Source organism: Vibrio albus (genome assembly GCF_003144035.1).
Lineage (GTDB): Bacteria > Pseudomonadota > Gammaproteobacteria > Enterobacterales > Vibrionaceae > Vibrio > Vibrio albus.
This window is the reverse complement of the sequence record NZ_QFWT01000003.1, coordinates 54,230-70,284: the sequence shown is the minus strand read 5'-3', so window position 1 is coordinate 70,284 and position 16,055 is coordinate 54,230. Positions and strand designations below refer to the sequence as shown.

The following is a 16,055-nucleotide window of genomic DNA, read 5'->3' as shown; positions in this document are numbered from 1 at the left end:
TAAGTTTACATGATTTGGATCATTTGACAGTCTATATCCCCATAGCTATACCCAGTATATAAGAGTAAGTGCTATTTCCGCTCAATGTTCTGTTTTGGCTTTTTATTTATATAACAAGGCATGCATATGAACAGTACTGCTAAATCAGATCCCTGCTTAAGAGATAATTTATCTATTCCATTAGACTGTTTGAAAAAGCATAGCCTCCCTTATACTGAAAACAACATTTCTTACGATATTCTATATGAAAAAGATATTCTCAGGGCCGCCGCCTGTTTAACTGAAGCTTATTTTAGTGACCCCAAAACCCAGTTGTGTGCCCAAACCGAACTCATTGGATATCAGCAATATTTCAAAAAATATAACCCAATGTTTCTGGACATCTGTAAAGCGGCTGTGGAAAAAGAATCCCCCCCTTCTTTTATTGCCAAAACGCTATCAGAAGAGGTGGTCGGTGTTCTACTCACCGGGGAGTGCCATTCTGATGACCTGGAAGCCGCCCACCCTCTCTGCTCCGCCGCCGCACCGCCAGAATATGAGCCGGTTATTGATATGGTTAAACAACTCGACCTGCAAATCAGCCAGCAGTACCCGGAAATAAAAACTCATAAAACACTCCACCTATGTAATGAAGGTGTATTGCCTGAGTACAGACACAGAGAAGTTGGTCTGAACCTGGGATTACTCTGCATGGAACACGCCATTTCTGGTGGGTACGACTACGTCATTGCGGAAACATCCACCAGAGCAACCCAATATATCCTACAAAAATATGTTCGGTTCTCAGTTGTCGCAGAACTGAATTACAAAACCTATAGCTTTAAAGGGCAACATCCCTTTGCTCATCTTGCCGATCTTCCCAGTGAGCTCAGTTGTCAATCCTACCTTGCTATGGTGAAACAGATTGACAGACGCAAGAACTGAACACCTTTTACCTCAATTATGACAGCAGTGTGACATTGGTATGACATTTGAGTTGCAATCGTTATACTTTGTATATACACTGTATATTATTGTACTAGACATTAGGAGAGCGCATATGACTGTCAACAGTGATTTGAGAAGAGCATTAAAAACCTGGGAACACAGTGACCTAACTGAATACAATGAAGCTCCTTTAATGGTGCGAGCTTTAGGAGTCGTCACAGTGTCTGCCCTTACAGCTTTTACCCTTCTGCTGTAAATAACACGATTGGTCTTTAGCACCATGTAACCGATCAGTGAGGACTTCTGTTTAACTCTTTTTGGTATATCTATTTTTACTTAGAAGACTAAACAGGAGTATCACTGAGCAAGCTACTCATAAACCACCATCTTGTTTTATCTCTCTTTTCAAACGGTTAAACACTTATTTTCTTTGTATACGCCTGACTTAAAAGTCGCACAAACTACTCTAATACCGGTGACATCTCCTCCAAATTCCTCCGAAATCACATGATAGTCGATTGCTAAAAACATTCTAAAGACAATACTATTGTCCACTTAAAATCTTTTAATTTTTAAGCCATTTTTATTCTACGGCGTTAACTGGTTATTCTCACAATTAGATTACGGTTTTATCAATAGAATTCTCCATAGTCACATCAACTATGGAACTCAATTATGACTCAAGAAATCTTGACCCTTGATGAAAACCGACGTTCGGGTTTGTTATCGCAAATTTCGTTCTTCGGGATCCCTCTACACCTTTATGCAGTCCTTTTGGCAGTGGTTCTGATCGCACACTTTACCGATACACTTCCAAAGAATGTCGTTGGCGGCTTTGGCTTTATGTTTGTTGTCGGTGCTCTATTTGGTGAAATTGGCAAACGTCTGCCAATTTTCAACAAGTACATCGGTGGTGCTCCGGTTATGATCTTCCTGGCTGCCGCCTGGCTTGTACACGCGGGACTGCTGACAGACAGAGAAGTTACTACCGTAACAAACGTAATGAAAAGTACAGGCTTCCTGAATCTTTTCATCGCGGTTCTGATTACCGGGTCTATTCTGGCCGTTAACCGTAAGCTACTGCTTAAGTCTCTGGTAGGCTATATCCCAACGATTCTTGCGGCAGTTCTGGGCGCATCTATCCTGGGTATTACCGCCGGTCTGATCTTTGGTATTTCACCTTCCAACATCATGATGCTATACGTACTGCCTATCATGGGTGGCGGTAACGGCGCAGGTGCGATTCCTCTGTCAGAAATCTACGAATCTGTTACTGGCGGTTCAAAAGAGCAATACTACTCTGTCGCTATCGCTATTCTGACCATCGCTAACATCGTTGCTATCGTAGCGGCTGCCGTACTAAACAATATCGGTGAAAAAATGCCAGCTCTGACAGGTAACGGTGAACTACTACGTAAATCTAGCTTCGATGTAGGAGAAGACGACGTTGCACCAAAAATCACCCCGCGTGAAATCGCTATCGGCCTAATGCTGGCTGCGTGTGTGTATACTTTGTCTTACGCACTGTCAAAATCCATCCTGCCTGGTTTTGGTGATGTGAAAATCCACACCTTTGCTTATATGGTAATCATCATTGCTATCATTAACGCGACAGGTATCTGTTCAGATGAAATCAAAGAAGGTGCAAAACGTCTTTCTTCTTTCTTCTCTAAGCATATGCTTTGGGTACTGATGGTAGGTGTGGGTGTTGCTTATACTGACCTTCAGGAAATCATTGATGCCATCACTTTCGTGAACCTGATCATTGCTACGCTAATCGTTGTTGGTGCAATCATTGGTGCCGCTCTTGGTGGCTGGGTTATGGGCTTCTACCCTATCGAATCATCTATCACAGCTGGCCTGTGTATGGCTAACCGCGGTGGTTCTGGTGACCTTGAAGTTATGGCAGCAGCCAACCGTATGAGCCTGCTATCTTATGCGCAAATTTCTTCACGTCTTGGCGGTGGTATCGTGCTGGTTATCGCTAGTATCGTGTTTGGTATGATGAGCTAAACCTACTTAGTCGTTCAGAGGAACAAAGTTCAGCTTTGCTCCTCTGTTATTTCAAAGATAAGCATGCTCCAACAGCAATAAATGCATTAACGCTATTTAAGCCATTGATACCACCACCTTTATTATGTCTATTCCCACACTTTGTTGATACATTAATCAGTAATTCTGTTATGCCGATCTCAGCCCCATTATTTATGCCAAAACCAGCTATACATCATCGCTTATGCGCAAGCCTCTCATTCCGACAACGGGTTTGGGTATTACTGTTTGGCGTTGTTTCTTTCTTAGTATTATTGGTTGGGGTCTATTTCCATTCCATTCTGTCCGACACTCTCAATAGCCAGGTAAGCACACGAGCGGTTGAACAGGCCCGAGAAATAGCCAGTGACCCCCTCTTTGTTGAAGCAATGGAAAACAAAGACGTACATAGCATTTATAATCAGGTCGCTCGACTGACCAAAATATCGGATGCAGATTTCATTGTTGTCGGGGATAAAAATGGTATTCGCCTGACCCATCCGGATCCGGAAAAAATCGGTTACCCAATGCAAGGCGGAGACAGCGCAAAAGCCCTGAAGCAAGGTATACACTACTATTCCATTCGCAAAGGTAGCCTGGGGTTCGCTATCCGGGGTAAATCACCGGTATTTTCAGCTCAAGGGGACATTATTGGTGTGGTATCCGTCGGGTATCTGCTTGATACCATCAGCACCCAGTTAATGCGCTACTCTATTCCCTTCTTTGCTGTTCTATTTGTCATTTATTTGTCTTCATCATTGGGGGCCTGGTGGTTCTCTAAGCACGTGAAAAGTCAAATGTATGGTATGGAGCCCGAAGAAATAGCCATGTCATTACGGGTACAGAACTCGGTATTCGAGGCGGTTTATGAAGGCATTATTGCGGTGAACAAACAAGGTCGCATTCTGTCCGTCAATCAACACGCATTGAATATTCTTGGTATTGCCTACCACCCATCTCACCTACGGGAACGGATGGTTAATGAATATATAACCCCTGCCGATTTTTTTGTCGGAGCTAAAATTGATGATGAAGCCAACACTCTAAAATCTCAGCATAAAGAGATCACGTGTAATGGCGAAGCACTGATTGCCACTCGTGTTGGCATATGGGAAGAAGATCAGCATGTCGGATGGGTAATCAGTTTCAGACCACGTAATGATCTGAGTATCCTGACAACTCAATTGGCCCATATCCGGCAACAAACCGATAACCTTCGGGTCGTCAGCCATGAATATGCTAATAAACTCTCCACCATCAGCGGTCTGATTCAGATTGGTGCTTATGATCAAGCTCTGAACACCATTCGACAGGAAACAGAAACTCATCAACAGTTTGTGGACTTCATAACCGAGTCCTTTAGTTCAAAGATTATCGCTGCGCTGTTACTGGGAAAATACAGCCGGGCAAAAGAACTCGGACTCACCCTTGAATTTGACCCATATTGTCAACTACAGCGGCCTCCTGCCCGGCTGAGTGAAGATGAGCTGGCAGCCATCATCGGTAACCTTTTGGATAATGCTTACGAAGCCACACTAAAAAACCCGGATAGCAACAAATCTATCTCTGTCTTTCTCTCTGATGATAACGGAAAGGAACTAGTGATAGAGGTCGCCGATAACGGTATTGGTATACCAGAAGAGATAGCAGATACCCTATTTGAAAAAGGCATTACCAGCAAAGGGAAGCCAAACCATGGGATAGGTCTACATCTGGTCCATCAGTATGTAACCAAAGCTGGCGGGAATATATTAATTGATGATGCAGAACCAGCCGGTACCATTTTTTCTATATTTATTCCGAATGAGATTTAACCAATGGAAATTTATGACACATTGATTGTTGAAGATGAAGCGAACATTGCCGAGTTTCATTCTCATTATATTACGCAAACGAAACGTTTCAGAGCCGTTGGTATCGCCCAGAAAGTGGCTGAAGCCCGCACTATGATCCGTTTATTAAAACCCAAACTGGTATTGTTAGATAACTACCTGCCAGACGGAAAAGGCATTGATTTACTGAAAGAAATTACGGCGATGGACAATGTGCCCGACGTGATCTTTATTACCGCTGCAAACGATATGGAAACTGTTCGGGAAGCCGTTCGATGTGGTGTTTTTGATTACCTGATGAAGCCGATATCCTACGATCGCCTGTCAGATTCGCTGGACCGCTACCTGAAATATACCAGCTCCCTGAAAGCGAGCGAACATATCAACCAGCGTCACGTTGACGCCCTGTTCAACTTTCAGTCCAAGTCAGCCCGTCTTGAGCGCCTGCCAAAAGGTATTGATGAACTCAGTCTGGATAAAGTCACTCAGGCGTTTGATGACCAGGAAGCCTGTTATACAGCCGAAACATTAGGCAAAGATCTGGGTATCAGCAAAACCACAGCGCGCCGCTATCTGGAATATCTGCTAGCCAGAGGCATTGTAGAAGCGGTTATTCAACATGGTCGTATTGGCCGGCCGGAACGCGTCTACAAAAAAGTGGATAACACTTCCGGCTGAACCCGGCTATCTCACCGGACAGACCCGGCGGAAATTCTCCCGCTGGGTCTGGTGTCTAGTCTGATTCCTTACGAGCAATGACCTGCACTACGTGGCTATCACCATTGTGCTTGCTTCCTTCCTGAATAAATCTTTCTTTCTCCTCGAGCAATAGAAAATTCAGTTCAGACAGCTCTGTCGAGATGATCTTTTCTGAATACATCATGTCGGCGCTTGATGGCCCACCGGTTTTAAACTCTAGTTGTTTAGGCGTATAAGACTCAGCTAAAAATACCCCGTTCGTTTTTAACGCTTTGACTACCTTCGCATGCACCGGACGACGAAGCCCTGGTGGCAAATGACAAAATATAGAAACAATCGCATCCCAATGGTTACAGCCTAAATCAAATTCGCTGAGATCAGCATGAATAAAGTGAATTTCAACGTTATGTTCCTGGGCCAGTGTCTTTGCTTTTTTAATTGCAACTTCTGATAAATCGACCGCGGTTACCTCAAACCCCAGCTTAGCAAGAAAAACCGAATTACGCCCTTCCCCATCGGCAAGACAAAGCACTTTGCCTCTGGGTAAAGCATTCACATTGTTTCTCAGAAAATCATTTGGCTGTTCGCCATAAACATAATCGCTGACATCGTACACAGCATCCCACATAATCATCACCTCAAACTTTAGATAATACTAATATAAAGTAAATGAGAATTAATGCCAATAGGAAATTCGCTCCCACTGTGACCGACAAAAAAGAGCGGGCTTCAATGAAGCCCACTCTATCGTTCTTAACATTAACTCAATGACTCTATGTCTTACAGACGTTTTGTCGCATCATGAATGGCAGCCCTTTGCTGCTCAAGCACTGAAGCAACCTCAACAATCTGCTCGGTTACTCCGGACAGTCTGTCACTGATACTCTGCATAGATTCATGCTCGGCATTGGTATAGATCACCGCTTTATCCACGTTTGAGCTGATTTTTTCTATCGCTTCAGAAGAAGCCTCAGCTTCTTTGACCACCGACTCTATACTCTGCTCAATTTTGGCACTGGCTGCTCTTGCACGGGTTGCCAGGTTTCTGACTTCATCGGCAACCACCGCGAAGCCACGTCCCTGCTCTCCGGCCCGGGCCGCTTCTATCGCGGCATTCAGAGCAAGCAGGTTCGTCTGGTCTGAGATATCATTAATTTCAAGAGCCAGGTTATTGATGGTAGACACACCATGTCCCAGTTGCTGTACCTGCCCTTTACAGCTGCTGATAAACTCAGCATCATCTTTAGTCGCTTTGGCTGAAGCCGCCAGGTTCTCGCAACAGCCAAAGATATCGTTTTTCACCGCATTGCTGCTGTCTGAAACAGACTCAACAATGGCAGACGCCTGATCAATCATTCCCGCAATGTCATTCAGTGTGTCTGCTGCCTGCTGCAGATACCTCTCCTGCTCGGAGCCTTTCGCATCACTTGCGGCCATCAGTTGATTAACCTCTGACTGAAGCTGATCGGCCCGCAGCTCCAGCTCAGCAATCTGTGCTCCCCGGGATTGATAAGCATCCAGCAATTGCTGAACACCATTGTTCAGTTGACTGAAGTTCAGGTTCTCTCTGCTTCCGGATCCAAGATGTTGCAGTAATTTACCCTGTAACTGGTTAAGTATATTCTGTAAAAACAGAGAAAGAATGATCGCATGGGACAACCCTACAGCGCACAATATAGCGATATAAGTTATTATATTTAGTGTATTTTCTGCAAACAGATAATGTATAAGCATCATTGCTAAAATAGCAATATCGACTATGACTAGTTTCCGGAAAATCGGCAGGTTAAAAAGCATAGTAAACCCTTATGGTATAGTTATATTTCAGGAGAGTTTCCTGTGGGGAAAATAAAACAAGCAATGTAACAAAATATTTTGGGGTAGATATACAGACTTTCAGCGTGGTTTGTCAAAATATTTTTATACCGCAGATACTGCCTGCATTCGAGTACACCATTCACTACTTCCGGGTTTATCAGTACAGCTTTGACTTTATTTCGATGCGGGCACCGCAATAGAGAGGAGGCTCCCTTTGTTACAACTTGAAATGTATCGAAACCCTTACATTTCCATTCCTGTTCTTCGTTCTTTCTTTCCTGATTACACGGCATAATAGCTTAAATAAGTGTTATTAATGTGAGCACTGGTCGGATATCGGTCTCAGACACATATCAATACATCAGGGTAACTTATGAAAGATAAGCCAATTCTTGTGGTCGACGATAACCAGGACCTGCGTGATGCGCTTTCCGATTATCTAGGTAAAACAGGGTTCTCTGTCATCGGGGCTGAAAATGGTGAGGCGATGTGGCGGGTGCTGGAAAAACAGGAAGTCTGCCTGATTATCCTCGATATTATGATGCCCGGTGACGATGGCCTGACGTTATGCCAGCAGCTACGCCGAATATCAGATGTACCCATTATTATGCTGACGGCAGTTACCGAAGAAACCGATCGTGTGGCCGGTTTGGAAATGGGTGCCGACGACTATATCACCAAATCATTTAGCCCACGGGAACTGCTTGCCCGAATAAAAACCATTCTGCGCCGTAGCCAGGCCCCGGTACGGCCAATGCTGGCGAGAAAAGCTACCTTTGCCGGCTGGCAACTGGATACGGTTACCCGAAAACTAATCCATCCTTCAACTGGCATCATCAAGCAATTAAGCGGTGCCGATCTGTCCCTATTGGGGTTGTTTATTGCCAACGCAGAATCAGTTCTGACCCGTGATGATATCGCCCGGGAAATATGGGGGCGGGATGCTGAGCCTTTGGAACGCGGCATTGATGTGCAGATAAGCCGGTTACGCCATCAGTTGGAAGACAAAGACCGGACATTGATTGTCACCGTTCGGAACAAAGGCTATATGCTGGCGGCCAGTGTTCACTATGAAAGTTAGATTCCGGTTCAACTCACTGGCTGTTCGTGCCAGCGTTTTTCTGCTCGCAGTGATTGTCGCAGCCCAGCTTCTGGCCGGGCTGATCTGGTATCAACAGACCAGTGAAAGAGATCAGAAAGGTCTACTTACCACGGTAAACAGCCTTGCTTTGAGCGCCTCATCGACTATCTCTTTTTTTCAGACACTGCCGGCCGAATACCGACACCTGGTTCTCAATCAGTTGCGTAGCATGGGAGGTACTCGCTTTTTCGTCTCTCTAAATGACCATGAAATTCCTCTGGATCCTTTGCCTGACAGCCATAGAAAAACACTGGTTATCAACGAAGTTAAAACGCTTCTGAAAAACGAACTGCAAGGAGACCCGATTATCAAAGTCGATTTTACGCTGCGTGATAATCTGAAGGTTTTTAATAATGAGCTGCCAATTGATGATCTGCCACAGCTATGGGCGCATTACTCCCTTTCCTATGGGAGTTTAAATCCGCCTATTCTGGTGACTCAGGTAAAAGTCGCCCCGCAGGAATGGTTTTATCTGGCTGCCGTATTACCTGCCCCTTACGTCAATCTGGAAACGGAATACTTTGCGCCAAGGGAATGGCTGACGCTACTGTTTTCGGCTCTGTTACTTCTGATTTGTACCTGGTTTATTGTCAGGCGAGAAATCAGGCCAATCCGCAAGCTCGCTAAAGCTGCAACGTTGATGTCCAGCCGTCTCAAAGTACCGGAAGTGAAAGAAGAAGGCAGTGCAGAGCTGCGTGCGGCCGTCAGAGCATTTAACAAGATGAACCGGCGCATTGATAGTCATATCAAGGACAGGGAAATGTTGTTCAGCTCCATCTCCCACGATTTAAAAACACCGATTGCCTGCCTGAAATTACGCTCAGAAATGCTGGATGATGACACGGATCGGGAACGCTTTTGTAAAATAGCGAATGATCTCGACCTTATGGTGAAAGGGGCGCTGCAGAGCATTAAAGAGACGGATATTCACGAAGATATTGAACCGATAGATTTTAACCAGTTGATTCGGCATATCAAAGACACCATTCCCGGCTCTGACGATAAAATCAGGATTCAGGGACAAATTAACGCCCATTTTGCCGGCAAGCCTTTGGCCATAAAACGTTGTTTTCAGAACCTGATTGATAACGCATTAAAATACGGGGATAAAGCGGACATTACCCTGCTGGACGATACAGAATCACAAACGATCATTATTGAAGACCATGGTCCGGAGCTTGATGCCAGACAACTGAGTAAATTTTTTGACCCTTATTTCCGGGCCTCAGGTGACACTGAGGGTAACGGACTTGGTCTGACCATTTCACAAAGTATCGCCAAAGCTCACGGCGGCAGTATTTACCTGAGCCTGACCAATAATGGCAGCTTACGGGTCACTCTCTCTTTTCCAAAAGAATAATTATCTTTTCCACGAGAATAATCATGAAAGCATCACTTATCGCCACCTTGCTGTTCTTATCTCCCGTCTGTAGCGGTCAGAATGTTGAATTCCTGCACTGGTGGACATCAGCAGGTGAAAAATCAGCCCTGAACGTACTGGAAAAACAGCTGGCTGAGCATCAGATAGAATACCATCCGTCTCCGGTTATTGGCGGCGGCGGTGATACGGCCCTCACCGTACTGCAGGCCCGGGCCCTGGCGGGAAACAGCCCGAATATGGCCCAAATTGAGGGCCCGGTGATTAAAGCCTGGGATGCCATCGGTGTTCTGCATTCACTTAACCATATTGCCGATGAACAGCACTGGGATAGCGTACTCTACCCTCTGGCTAAACGGATCAATAAAACGGGAAATGGTTATGTCTCTATGCCTCTGGTTCTGCACAGGCTTAACTGGTTATGGGTCAACCACCACCTTCTTAAGCAGTTGAATATGACGGTTCCTCAAAACTGGGAAGAAATGCTATCCACGATGGAAAAAGCCAGAGAAGCCGGGGTCAATCCCTTAGCCGTCGGTGCCCGTCCGTGGCAGATTGCCCAGCTTTTTGAAAGTATAATGATAGCCACAGGAGGCGTTGAGTTTTATAAGGCAACGTTGGTTGATCTCAACCCCAACACCATCAATTCAGAGCAAATGCGTCATGTGCTGAAACAGTTCCGCCGGCTTAGTATGCTAACGGATCATCCCCTGCAGGATATACCGTGGGATAAAGCAACATTGCAGTTGGCTCAGAATAAGGCCTTGTTTCAGATAGGGGGAGACTGGATTTTGGGAGAATTACTCAGCCAGAACATTCAGGTTCCCGACCATATTGGCTGTTATCCTGCTCCTTCCGCTAATGGCAGTTATCTCTACAACATGGATAGCCTTATTTTTCTGAAAAGCAGGAATTTCGATCAACAAAAGGTCGATAAGGTAGCAAGGGTTCTGAGCGACAAACAGTTTCAGGCTGACTTTAATAAGGTAAAAGGCTCGATTCCAGTACGCACCGATATTGACCTGAAAGACTTTAACACCTGTCAGAAGCAGTCTTTCCGGGATTATGCGGCCGCCAGACAACACGCATCAGCCATTCCAAGTATGACCGACTCAATGGCTATTAACCCAGTGGCTCAGCAGGCCATTAATTCCGAAATCTACCGTTTTTATCGTGATACTCAGGTTACAGATGAGGACTTAATTAAACGAATTATCGCGATTGCTGAAAGTAATTAAAGCATGCTAAAAGTTCCATTTTTCAAACTGGATCTCACATTCATAAAAACAATGTAACTAACTGAAAAATAAAAATAAAAATCAAACTGATAGCTAAGTGTACTTTCCTTGACGGGTTAACGTTAATAACCTGATTACATTCAGAATAAACGTAAGTTCTTACTTACATTCAAATTACAAAACTCTACTTCTTTTCCTTCTCAAATCACTAGATTAGGAAATGAACTTAACACAAACGGAGTTTTGTATGACTACTCAAGCTGCGGTGAGCCAGACAAAAGGCTCATCACCATTTTCCGCTGTGAAACAGGGCGTTTCCAAACTGTCCACAGTAGGGCGTGCGTTAATGCTGCCCATTTCAATACTACCTGCCGCCGGCCTGCTATTGGCCTTTGGTGACAAACTGGGTATCCCACTGATGGTGGGGGCCGGTGAAGTTATCTTCGGTAACCTGCCACTGCTTTTCGCTGTCGGGGCTGCGGTTGGGCTGACAAAAGAATCCGGGGTTTCTGCCTTAGCCGCCGTTATCGCCATGTTAGTGATGAATATGACCATCGGTGTTTCTGCCGGAGTCACTCAGGAAATGGCATTAAATGGCGGTGCATATACACTGGTGCTTGGAATTCCAAGTATGCAAACCGGCGTATTTGGTGGCTTAATTGCCGGTATACTGGCTGCCAGTATGTATAACCGTTTTTATACTATTCAGCTTCCCGCTTTCCTTGGCTTTTTTGCCGGTAAACGCTTCGTACCTATTGCCACTGCATTTTCAGCCTTTATCCTCGGCCTGATTCTTCCTTACATATGGGCTTATGTTCAGGCGGGTATCGACGGATTGTCAGGTATTGTCAACGGCGGCAATCAGGCTCTGTCCACTTTCATTTTTGGCTTTACCGAACGAGCTCTGATTCCAACAGGCCTGCACCACATTTGGTACCCATCTTTCTGGTTCAGTTTCGGTGAATTTACTCCGGAAGCAGGGCCAGCAGTCAACGGTGATCAGGTCATCTGGTTTAAAATGCTGGCTGATGGTGTGAAAGACTTCGATTCTTCTACATACCATGGTGTCGGCAAGTTTATGCAGGGTGAGTTCCCTCTTATGCTTTTCGCATTACCAGCCGCCTGTCTTGCTATGTTCCATGAAGCAAAAACCAAAAACCGTAAATATGCCGCTGGTATTTTGTTCTCAGCCGCGCTGACCTGTTTCCTGACCGGAATTACAGAACCGGTAGAGTTTACCTTCATCTTTATTTCGCCACTTCTGTACCTGTTTAACGCAGTAAGCGCTGGCTTTGCATACATGTTTATGTACCTGCTGGACGCTCACCTGGCGAAATCGTTCTCTGCCGGTTTTATTGACTACGTGACTCTGGGCATTATGCCGTCTATGAATGGTTTTGAAACCAACTACTTCGCCGCTGTCATTGTTGGTGTTCCAATGGCGATTCTTTATTACGTGACTTTCCGTTATGCCATTCGTAAGTTTGACCTGCAAACTCCAGGACGTACTGATGAGGTAAAAGAAGAACCAGAACTGAGTATTGACCAGCTAACAAAACTGGTGGTCGATTTCCTTGGTGGCAAAGACAACCTGACCTCCGTCACGTCCTGCATTACCCGACTGAGACTGGAGGTTAAAGACCCTGATGTCGTCAACCGGAAAGGACTGGAAGATGTTGGGGCGATGGGTGTGATTAACGTAGGATCTAACGGCGTTCAGGTAATATTCGGTGCTAAGGCTCAGTTCATTGCCGACAAAATTAATGATAATTAGTCACTGACTTTCATCATAAAAACATACAGTTCTAAAACGTACGTCGCACCTGATGTGCGACGTATTTATCTCCGTTACCACGGAAGCTCACTGCCATTTGAGTGCCAGAATGTCCCGCTGTTGGACATATCCAACTGATCGATTCGGGTAAACAGACGCTGTGCGGCTTCGCTCGCAGGGATCTCTCCGCGACCGCCAACCATGTCGGTCTGTACATAACCGGGATGGAGAATAGCAACAGAAATATTGCGATGAGCAACATCGTGAGCCACCGATACCGCCGCTGCATTCAGTGCCGCCTTCGACATACGGTAACCATAACGTCCTCCGGAGGTATTATCTGCAATCGAGCCCATCCGGCTGGAAACAAACGCGATCTTCCCGCCGTCACGCAATTGTTCAAGTAGAGCTTCGGTTACTTTCAAAGGGCCAAGGGTATTGACCTTCCACTGTTCTTCTATCGTGGCATAGTTGAGCTGACCGAGCACCTCATCACGTAAGATGCCGGCGTTATTGATCAGGATATCCAATTCTGGCACCTGCGCTTTCAGTGATTCGACCCCGGCAGGTTCAGACACATCAATGTCCTGAATGATATGAGCCGCCGTTGCAGACAGTTCATTGCTGGTTTTACGGCAGGCGGCGTAGACGTCATACCCCGCACTCAGATATTGCTTAACAAGTTCAAGACCAATACCACGGTTAGCCCCGGTAATTAAAACGGTTTTCATGTCATCACCTTCTTAAAATAGATTTAATTACTATAGCCAGTCACTATATTTCATACAACCTGCTACGAATCCTATCCATTTCTGAAGCAGAATAAATCCGTATTACAGACATGTTTTACATAAGAAACAAACCAATACCTATGCTGATCAGCATCACTCCAGCCCCTTTTTCCACCAAATGAAGGCTCTGCTTTAAACAGGACTGGATCTTGGGGTGACCCATGGCGACAGCTATCCATAAGTCCCATAGCAATACGACAGTTACCATCCATGCACCGCATACCATTTGTTGTAGCAAAGTGGTCTGACTGCCCAGAATAACGGTCATCAGGCTCATATAAAAAAGCGCATTCTTTGGATTCAGCAGCGCAGAATTGACCCCAAGTAAAAACTGCTTTGGAATAGAAGGGGCATCCTCAGCCTCTTTTCCCTGGATCCCGTTGTCCGGTTTACTTTTGAGCAGCATCCAGCCGATCCACAGTAAATACCCGGCTCCTAACGCCTCCACGACGGAAAAAATAACCGGATTGTCCCGGATACCAGACCAGCCGATTATCGCCATAGCAATATAAACCGCATTCCCGACAGCAATGCCAATACAGATATACCGGCACCCTTTCAGCCGGTGCCTGACGGAGTGCGAAACGATTAGAAAAAAATCTTGTCCGGGACTGAGTAATGCTAAAAAGTGAGCTAACGCGAGCGCAGGAAATGCGGAAGGAAATAGTGTTGCCAGAGTCATCAAATATCACCTGAAGTTAAAAAGTGATATCACTTTACGCCGGTCTGCTTACCACTTATTGTCGAAAATTGACCCTGTTATTCATGCTACTGTTATTTTTATTGGGGCTGTTCTGGTACTGTCCCGGGGTCGAAGCGGTATAACTGACAAACGCTTTATGTAGCTGGCTCTGGTCTGAATAGCCAACTTCAAGAGCAACATCGGCTATTTTCATTCCGGTACGTAACAATCGCTTAGCCTTTTCAACCCGGCAGTTGTTTAAAAACGCTCTGGGCGTAATACCAAAGCGGCGTTTAAAATTGCGAATAACCGATTCGGGAGTTCGCCCGACCTGCCGCGCAATATCTTCAATCGAAGGAGGGCTCTCAACCTGTTCCAGCAGCCACTCTCTTACCCGGTAAGCAATTCCGTCATCCTCTTCACTATTTAGTAACGGAGAGCAATAAGCCTGCACCACAGAGCGTAACCGTTCATGTACCAGAGAGACATCTCTGGGAGCACAACTCTCAGTCAGTGTACTTATCAAACCCGGCAGTTCGTTTTCCTTATCCGAGACGAGAAGCATGCCCTTCTCACAGATGAAACGGGTCACCTTTTGCTGGTAACACTCCGAGAGCACATCACAGCACCATTGATGGTCAATATAAAGCATGCGATAACTACGCGGGAGCCCCTGAACAGGGTTACAGGCATGCACCAGGTGAGGCTCAATAAGCACCATATCGCCGGAACTAAGGGTAATATCCGCCCCCCGGGCCGACAGGCAGGTTTGACCTGCCTCAATGAGCCCGAGAGACAGCTCTGAATGGCTATGCGCCTTGTAACTTTTGATACTGTTACAAGTGGTTCTGATCACCAGTTGGGGGAGCGCATCACAACGCCAGTAGCCTTGCCTGATATCACGGATATTGTCAGCCATGTTTAATCACAATACGGGCTATTTAATCTTTGCCAGTCGCTGTTTAAACATATCAAGAACGCCTTTAAACTGCGGCTCGACCGTAAAGGTTTCTGATACCGAGTCATAACGCGCCACCTCAAGTTTACCCGGACGAAAAGTCAGAATATAGTTTTCCCCATCCTTACCAATAGCAAACTCATCAGCCCTGAACTGTTTGGGTTCACCGCCGAAACAACGCTCAAAGAACCGCAACAGCTCATGAGCCTGCGGCGATTTGAACTTCTGTTCACCGATGGTTGCGGCCGTCTTATCTGAAACCAGCACCAGGTAATCCGTTTCGCTGTACTTCATGATATTAAATAACCGCTGGCGCTGCTGCGGTGTCGGCAATGTCGCAACATGCACCCTGCCCTGAGCCTCATAACGGATCATCCCTGTGGTCGTCATCAGGTTTACGATACCAATTTCATCGCATGCGCCTTGCATCTCTTCCGGCAGCAATGCCGCGACTTCCCGGTGATATTGCTTCGTACTCAGGTTAGATCTGTTCAGATTTAACAGAGAGCCATCAGGCAGTATATAACCGCCATCCTTGTTTGAATGGGTCACTCCAAAATGTCCGACCAGCCTTGCCAGTAGTTCTTCACCAAGCATTTTATCTGTCTGTGTCATATTATTATCGATTTATTCAGTATCTTTTTATCATCGTATATCTACACAAGGTTTCCTCTGCCTTCCCTGGTAACTATACGAAATACGGTAAACCCTCATTTTACGCCATTTAAACTCATTTCATAGGAATTATTTGGCAGGTATACTGTTGAGAGACATGTATTCGCGTGC

At 45.6% G+C, this 16,055-nt stretch carries 15 protein-coding genes; 9 read left to right on the top strand and 6 right to left on the bottom strand.

Going from position 1 to position 16,055, the window contains the following annotated elements; genetic code table 11:
• Positions 1-126: 126 nt before the first annotated feature.
• The 5 genes from DI392_RS06520 to DI392_RS06505 all read left to right on the top strand — a co-directional run bounded on the left by DI392_RS06520 (position 127) and on the right by DI392_RS06505 (position 5,468).
• Positions 127-924, top strand: a complete 798-nt coding sequence (locus DI392_RS06520; RefSeq protein ID WP_109319102.1) for a hypothetical protein — start codon at positions 127-129, stop codon at positions 922-924.
• Between the two features lie 115 nt (positions 925-1,039).
• A complete protein-coding gene (locus DI392_RS19680; protein ID WP_219930884.1) occupies positions 1,040-1,183 on the top strand; it encodes a hypothetical protein in 144 nt (47 codons plus the stop codon).
• A 419-nt stretch (positions 1,184-1,602) separates the two neighbouring features.
• A complete protein-coding gene (gene citS / locus DI392_RS06515) occupies positions 1,603-2,940 on the top strand; it encodes a citrate/sodium symporter CitS (protein ID WP_109319101.1) in 1,338 nt (445 codons plus the stop codon).
• A gap of 170 nt (positions 2,941-3,110) precedes the next feature.
• Complete coding sequence (locus DI392_RS06510; RefSeq protein ID WP_245883976.1) at positions 3,111-4,772, top strand: ATP-binding protein; 1,662 nt, start codon at positions 3,111-3,113, stop codon at positions 4,770-4,772.
• A gap of 3 nt (positions 4,773-4,775) precedes the next feature.
• Positions 4,776-5,468, top strand: coding sequence for a response regulator (locus DI392_RS06505; protein WP_109319100.1), 693 nt, complete (start codon positions 4,776-4,778; stop codon positions 5,466-5,468).
• Positions 5,469-5,523: 55 nt separating this feature from the next.
• On the opposite strand, the gene DI392_RS06500 is transcribed toward DI392_RS06505, so the two are convergent.
• Together DI392_RS06500 and DI392_RS20005 are read right to left on the bottom strand one after the other, a co-directional pair.
• Positions 5,524-6,117, bottom strand: coding sequence for a class I SAM-dependent methyltransferase (locus tag DI392_RS06500; RefSeq protein ID WP_109319099.1), 594 nt, complete (start codon positions 6,115-6,117; stop codon positions 5,524-5,526).
• 152 nt (positions 6,118-6,269) lie between these two features.
• Entirely contained in the window at positions 6,270-6,845 is a 576-nt protein-coding gene (locus DI392_RS20005) for a methyl-accepting chemotaxis protein (RefSeq protein WP_425445685.1), read from the bottom strand.
• A gap of 835 nt (positions 6,846-7,680) precedes the next feature.
• Here DI392_RS20005 and DI392_RS06490 point away from each other — a divergent pair.
• From DI392_RS06490 to DI392_RS06475, 4 genes are all read left to right on the top strand, one after another.
• On the top strand, positions 7,681-8,388 hold the full coding sequence (locus DI392_RS06490) for a response regulator (RefSeq protein WP_109319097.1): 708 nt from the start codon (positions 7,681-7,683) through the stop codon (positions 8,386-8,388).
• Positions 8,378-9,808 (top strand): ATP-binding protein, encoded by a 1,431-nt coding sequence (locus DI392_RS06485; RefSeq protein ID WP_109319096.1) that lies wholly within the window; start codon positions 8,378-8,380, stop codon positions 9,806-9,808. Before DI392_RS06490 ends, DI392_RS06485 begins: the two co-directional genes overlap by 11 nt.
• A gap of 23 nt (positions 9,809-9,831) precedes the next feature.
• Positions 9,832-11,064, top strand: coding sequence for an ABC transporter substrate-binding protein (locus DI392_RS06480; RefSeq protein WP_109319095.1), 1,233 nt, complete (start codon positions 9,832-9,834; stop codon positions 11,062-11,064).
• Between the two features lie 247 nt (positions 11,065-11,311).
• Complete coding sequence (locus tag DI392_RS06475) at positions 11,312-12,838, top strand: PTS transporter subunit EIIC (RefSeq protein WP_181388374.1); 1,527 nt, start codon at positions 11,312-11,314, stop codon at positions 12,836-12,838.
• 74 nt (positions 12,839-12,912) lie between these two features.
• On the opposite strand, the gene DI392_RS06470 is transcribed toward DI392_RS06475, so the two are convergent.
• The 4 genes from DI392_RS06470 to DI392_RS06455 form a co-directional block, all read right to left on the bottom strand.
• A complete protein-coding gene (locus tag DI392_RS06470) occupies positions 12,913-13,569 on the bottom strand; it encodes an SDR family oxidoreductase (RefSeq protein ID WP_109319094.1) in 657 nt (218 codons plus the stop codon).
• 115 nt (positions 13,570-13,684) lie between these two features.
• Complete coding sequence (locus tag DI392_RS06465; protein ID WP_109319093.1) at positions 13,685-14,311, bottom strand: LysE family translocator; 627 nt, start codon at positions 14,309-14,311, stop codon at positions 13,685-13,687.
• Between the two features lie 55 nt (positions 14,312-14,366).
• Positions 14,367-15,230 carry a helix-turn-helix domain-containing protein gene (locus DI392_RS06460; protein ID WP_109319092.1) on the bottom strand — a complete coding sequence of 288 codons (864 nt, stop codon included), beginning with the start codon at positions 15,228-15,230 and terminating at the stop codon, positions 14,367-14,369.
• Positions 15,231-15,248: 18 nt separating this feature from the next.
• Positions 15,249-15,884: a hypothetical protein gene (locus DI392_RS06455; protein WP_109319091.1), complete on the bottom strand. Its 636-nt coding sequence runs from the start codon at positions 15,882-15,884 to the stop codon at positions 15,249-15,251.
• Positions 15,885-16,055 lie beyond the last annotated feature (171 nt).

What these genes read in the sequence shown, in the direction of transcription:
- DI392_RS19680 (WP_219930884.1), top strand. Translation starts at nt 1,040, where the DNA reads ATGACTGTCAACAGTGATTTGAGAAGAGCATTAAAAACCTGGGAACAC.
- DI392_RS06455 (WP_109319091.1), bottom strand. Translation starts at nt 15,884, where the DNA reads ATGACACAGACAGATAAAATGCTTGGTGAAGAACTACTGGCAAGGCTG.
- citS (WP_109319101.1), top strand. Translation starts at nt 1,603, where the DNA reads ATGACTCAAGAAATCTTGACCCTTGATGAAAACCGACGTTCGGGTTTG.
- DI392_RS06500 (WP_109319099.1), bottom strand. Translation starts at nt 6,117, where the DNA reads ATGTGGGATGCTGTGTACGATGTCAGCGATTATGTTTATGGCGAACAG.
- DI392_RS06465 (WP_109319093.1), bottom strand. Translation starts at nt 14,311, where the DNA reads ATGACTCTGGCAACACTATTTCCTTCCGCATTTCCTGCGCTCGCGTTA.
- DI392_RS06480 (WP_109319095.1), top strand. Translation starts at nt 9,832, where the DNA reads ATGAAAGCATCACTTATCGCCACCTTGCTGTTCTTATCTCCCGTCTGT.
- DI392_RS06475 (WP_181388374.1), top strand. Translation starts at nt 11,312, where the DNA reads ATGACTACTCAAGCTGCGGTGAGCCAGACAAAAGGCTCATCACCATTT.
- DI392_RS20005 (WP_425445685.1), bottom strand. Translation starts at nt 6,845, where the DNA reads ATGATTGATCAGGCGTCTGCCATTGTTGAGTCTGTTTCAGACAGCAGC.
- DI392_RS06485 (WP_109319096.1), top strand. Translation starts at nt 8,378, where the DNA reads ATGAAAGTTAGATTCCGGTTCAACTCACTGGCTGTTCGTGCCAGCGTT.
- DI392_RS06510 (WP_245883976.1), top strand. Translation starts at nt 3,111, where the DNA reads ATGCCGATCTCAGCCCCATTATTTATGCCAAAACCAGCTATACATCAT.
- DI392_RS06460 (WP_109319092.1), bottom strand. Translation starts at nt 15,230, where the DNA reads ATGGCTGACAATATCCGTGATATCAGGCAAGGCTACTGGCGTTGTGAT.
- DI392_RS06520 (WP_109319102.1), top strand. Translation starts at nt 127, where the DNA reads ATGAACAGTACTGCTAAATCAGATCCCTGCTTAAGAGATAATTTATCT.
- DI392_RS06505 (WP_109319100.1), top strand. Translation starts at nt 4,776, where the DNA reads ATGGAAATTTATGACACATTGATTGTTGAAGATGAAGCGAACATTGCC.
- DI392_RS06470 (WP_109319094.1), bottom strand. Translation starts at nt 13,569, where the DNA reads ATGAAAACCGTTTTAATTACCGGGGCTAACCGTGGTATTGGTCTTGAA.
- DI392_RS06490 (WP_109319097.1), top strand. Translation starts at nt 7,681, where the DNA reads ATGAAAGATAAGCCAATTCTTGTGGTCGACGATAACCAGGACCTGCGT.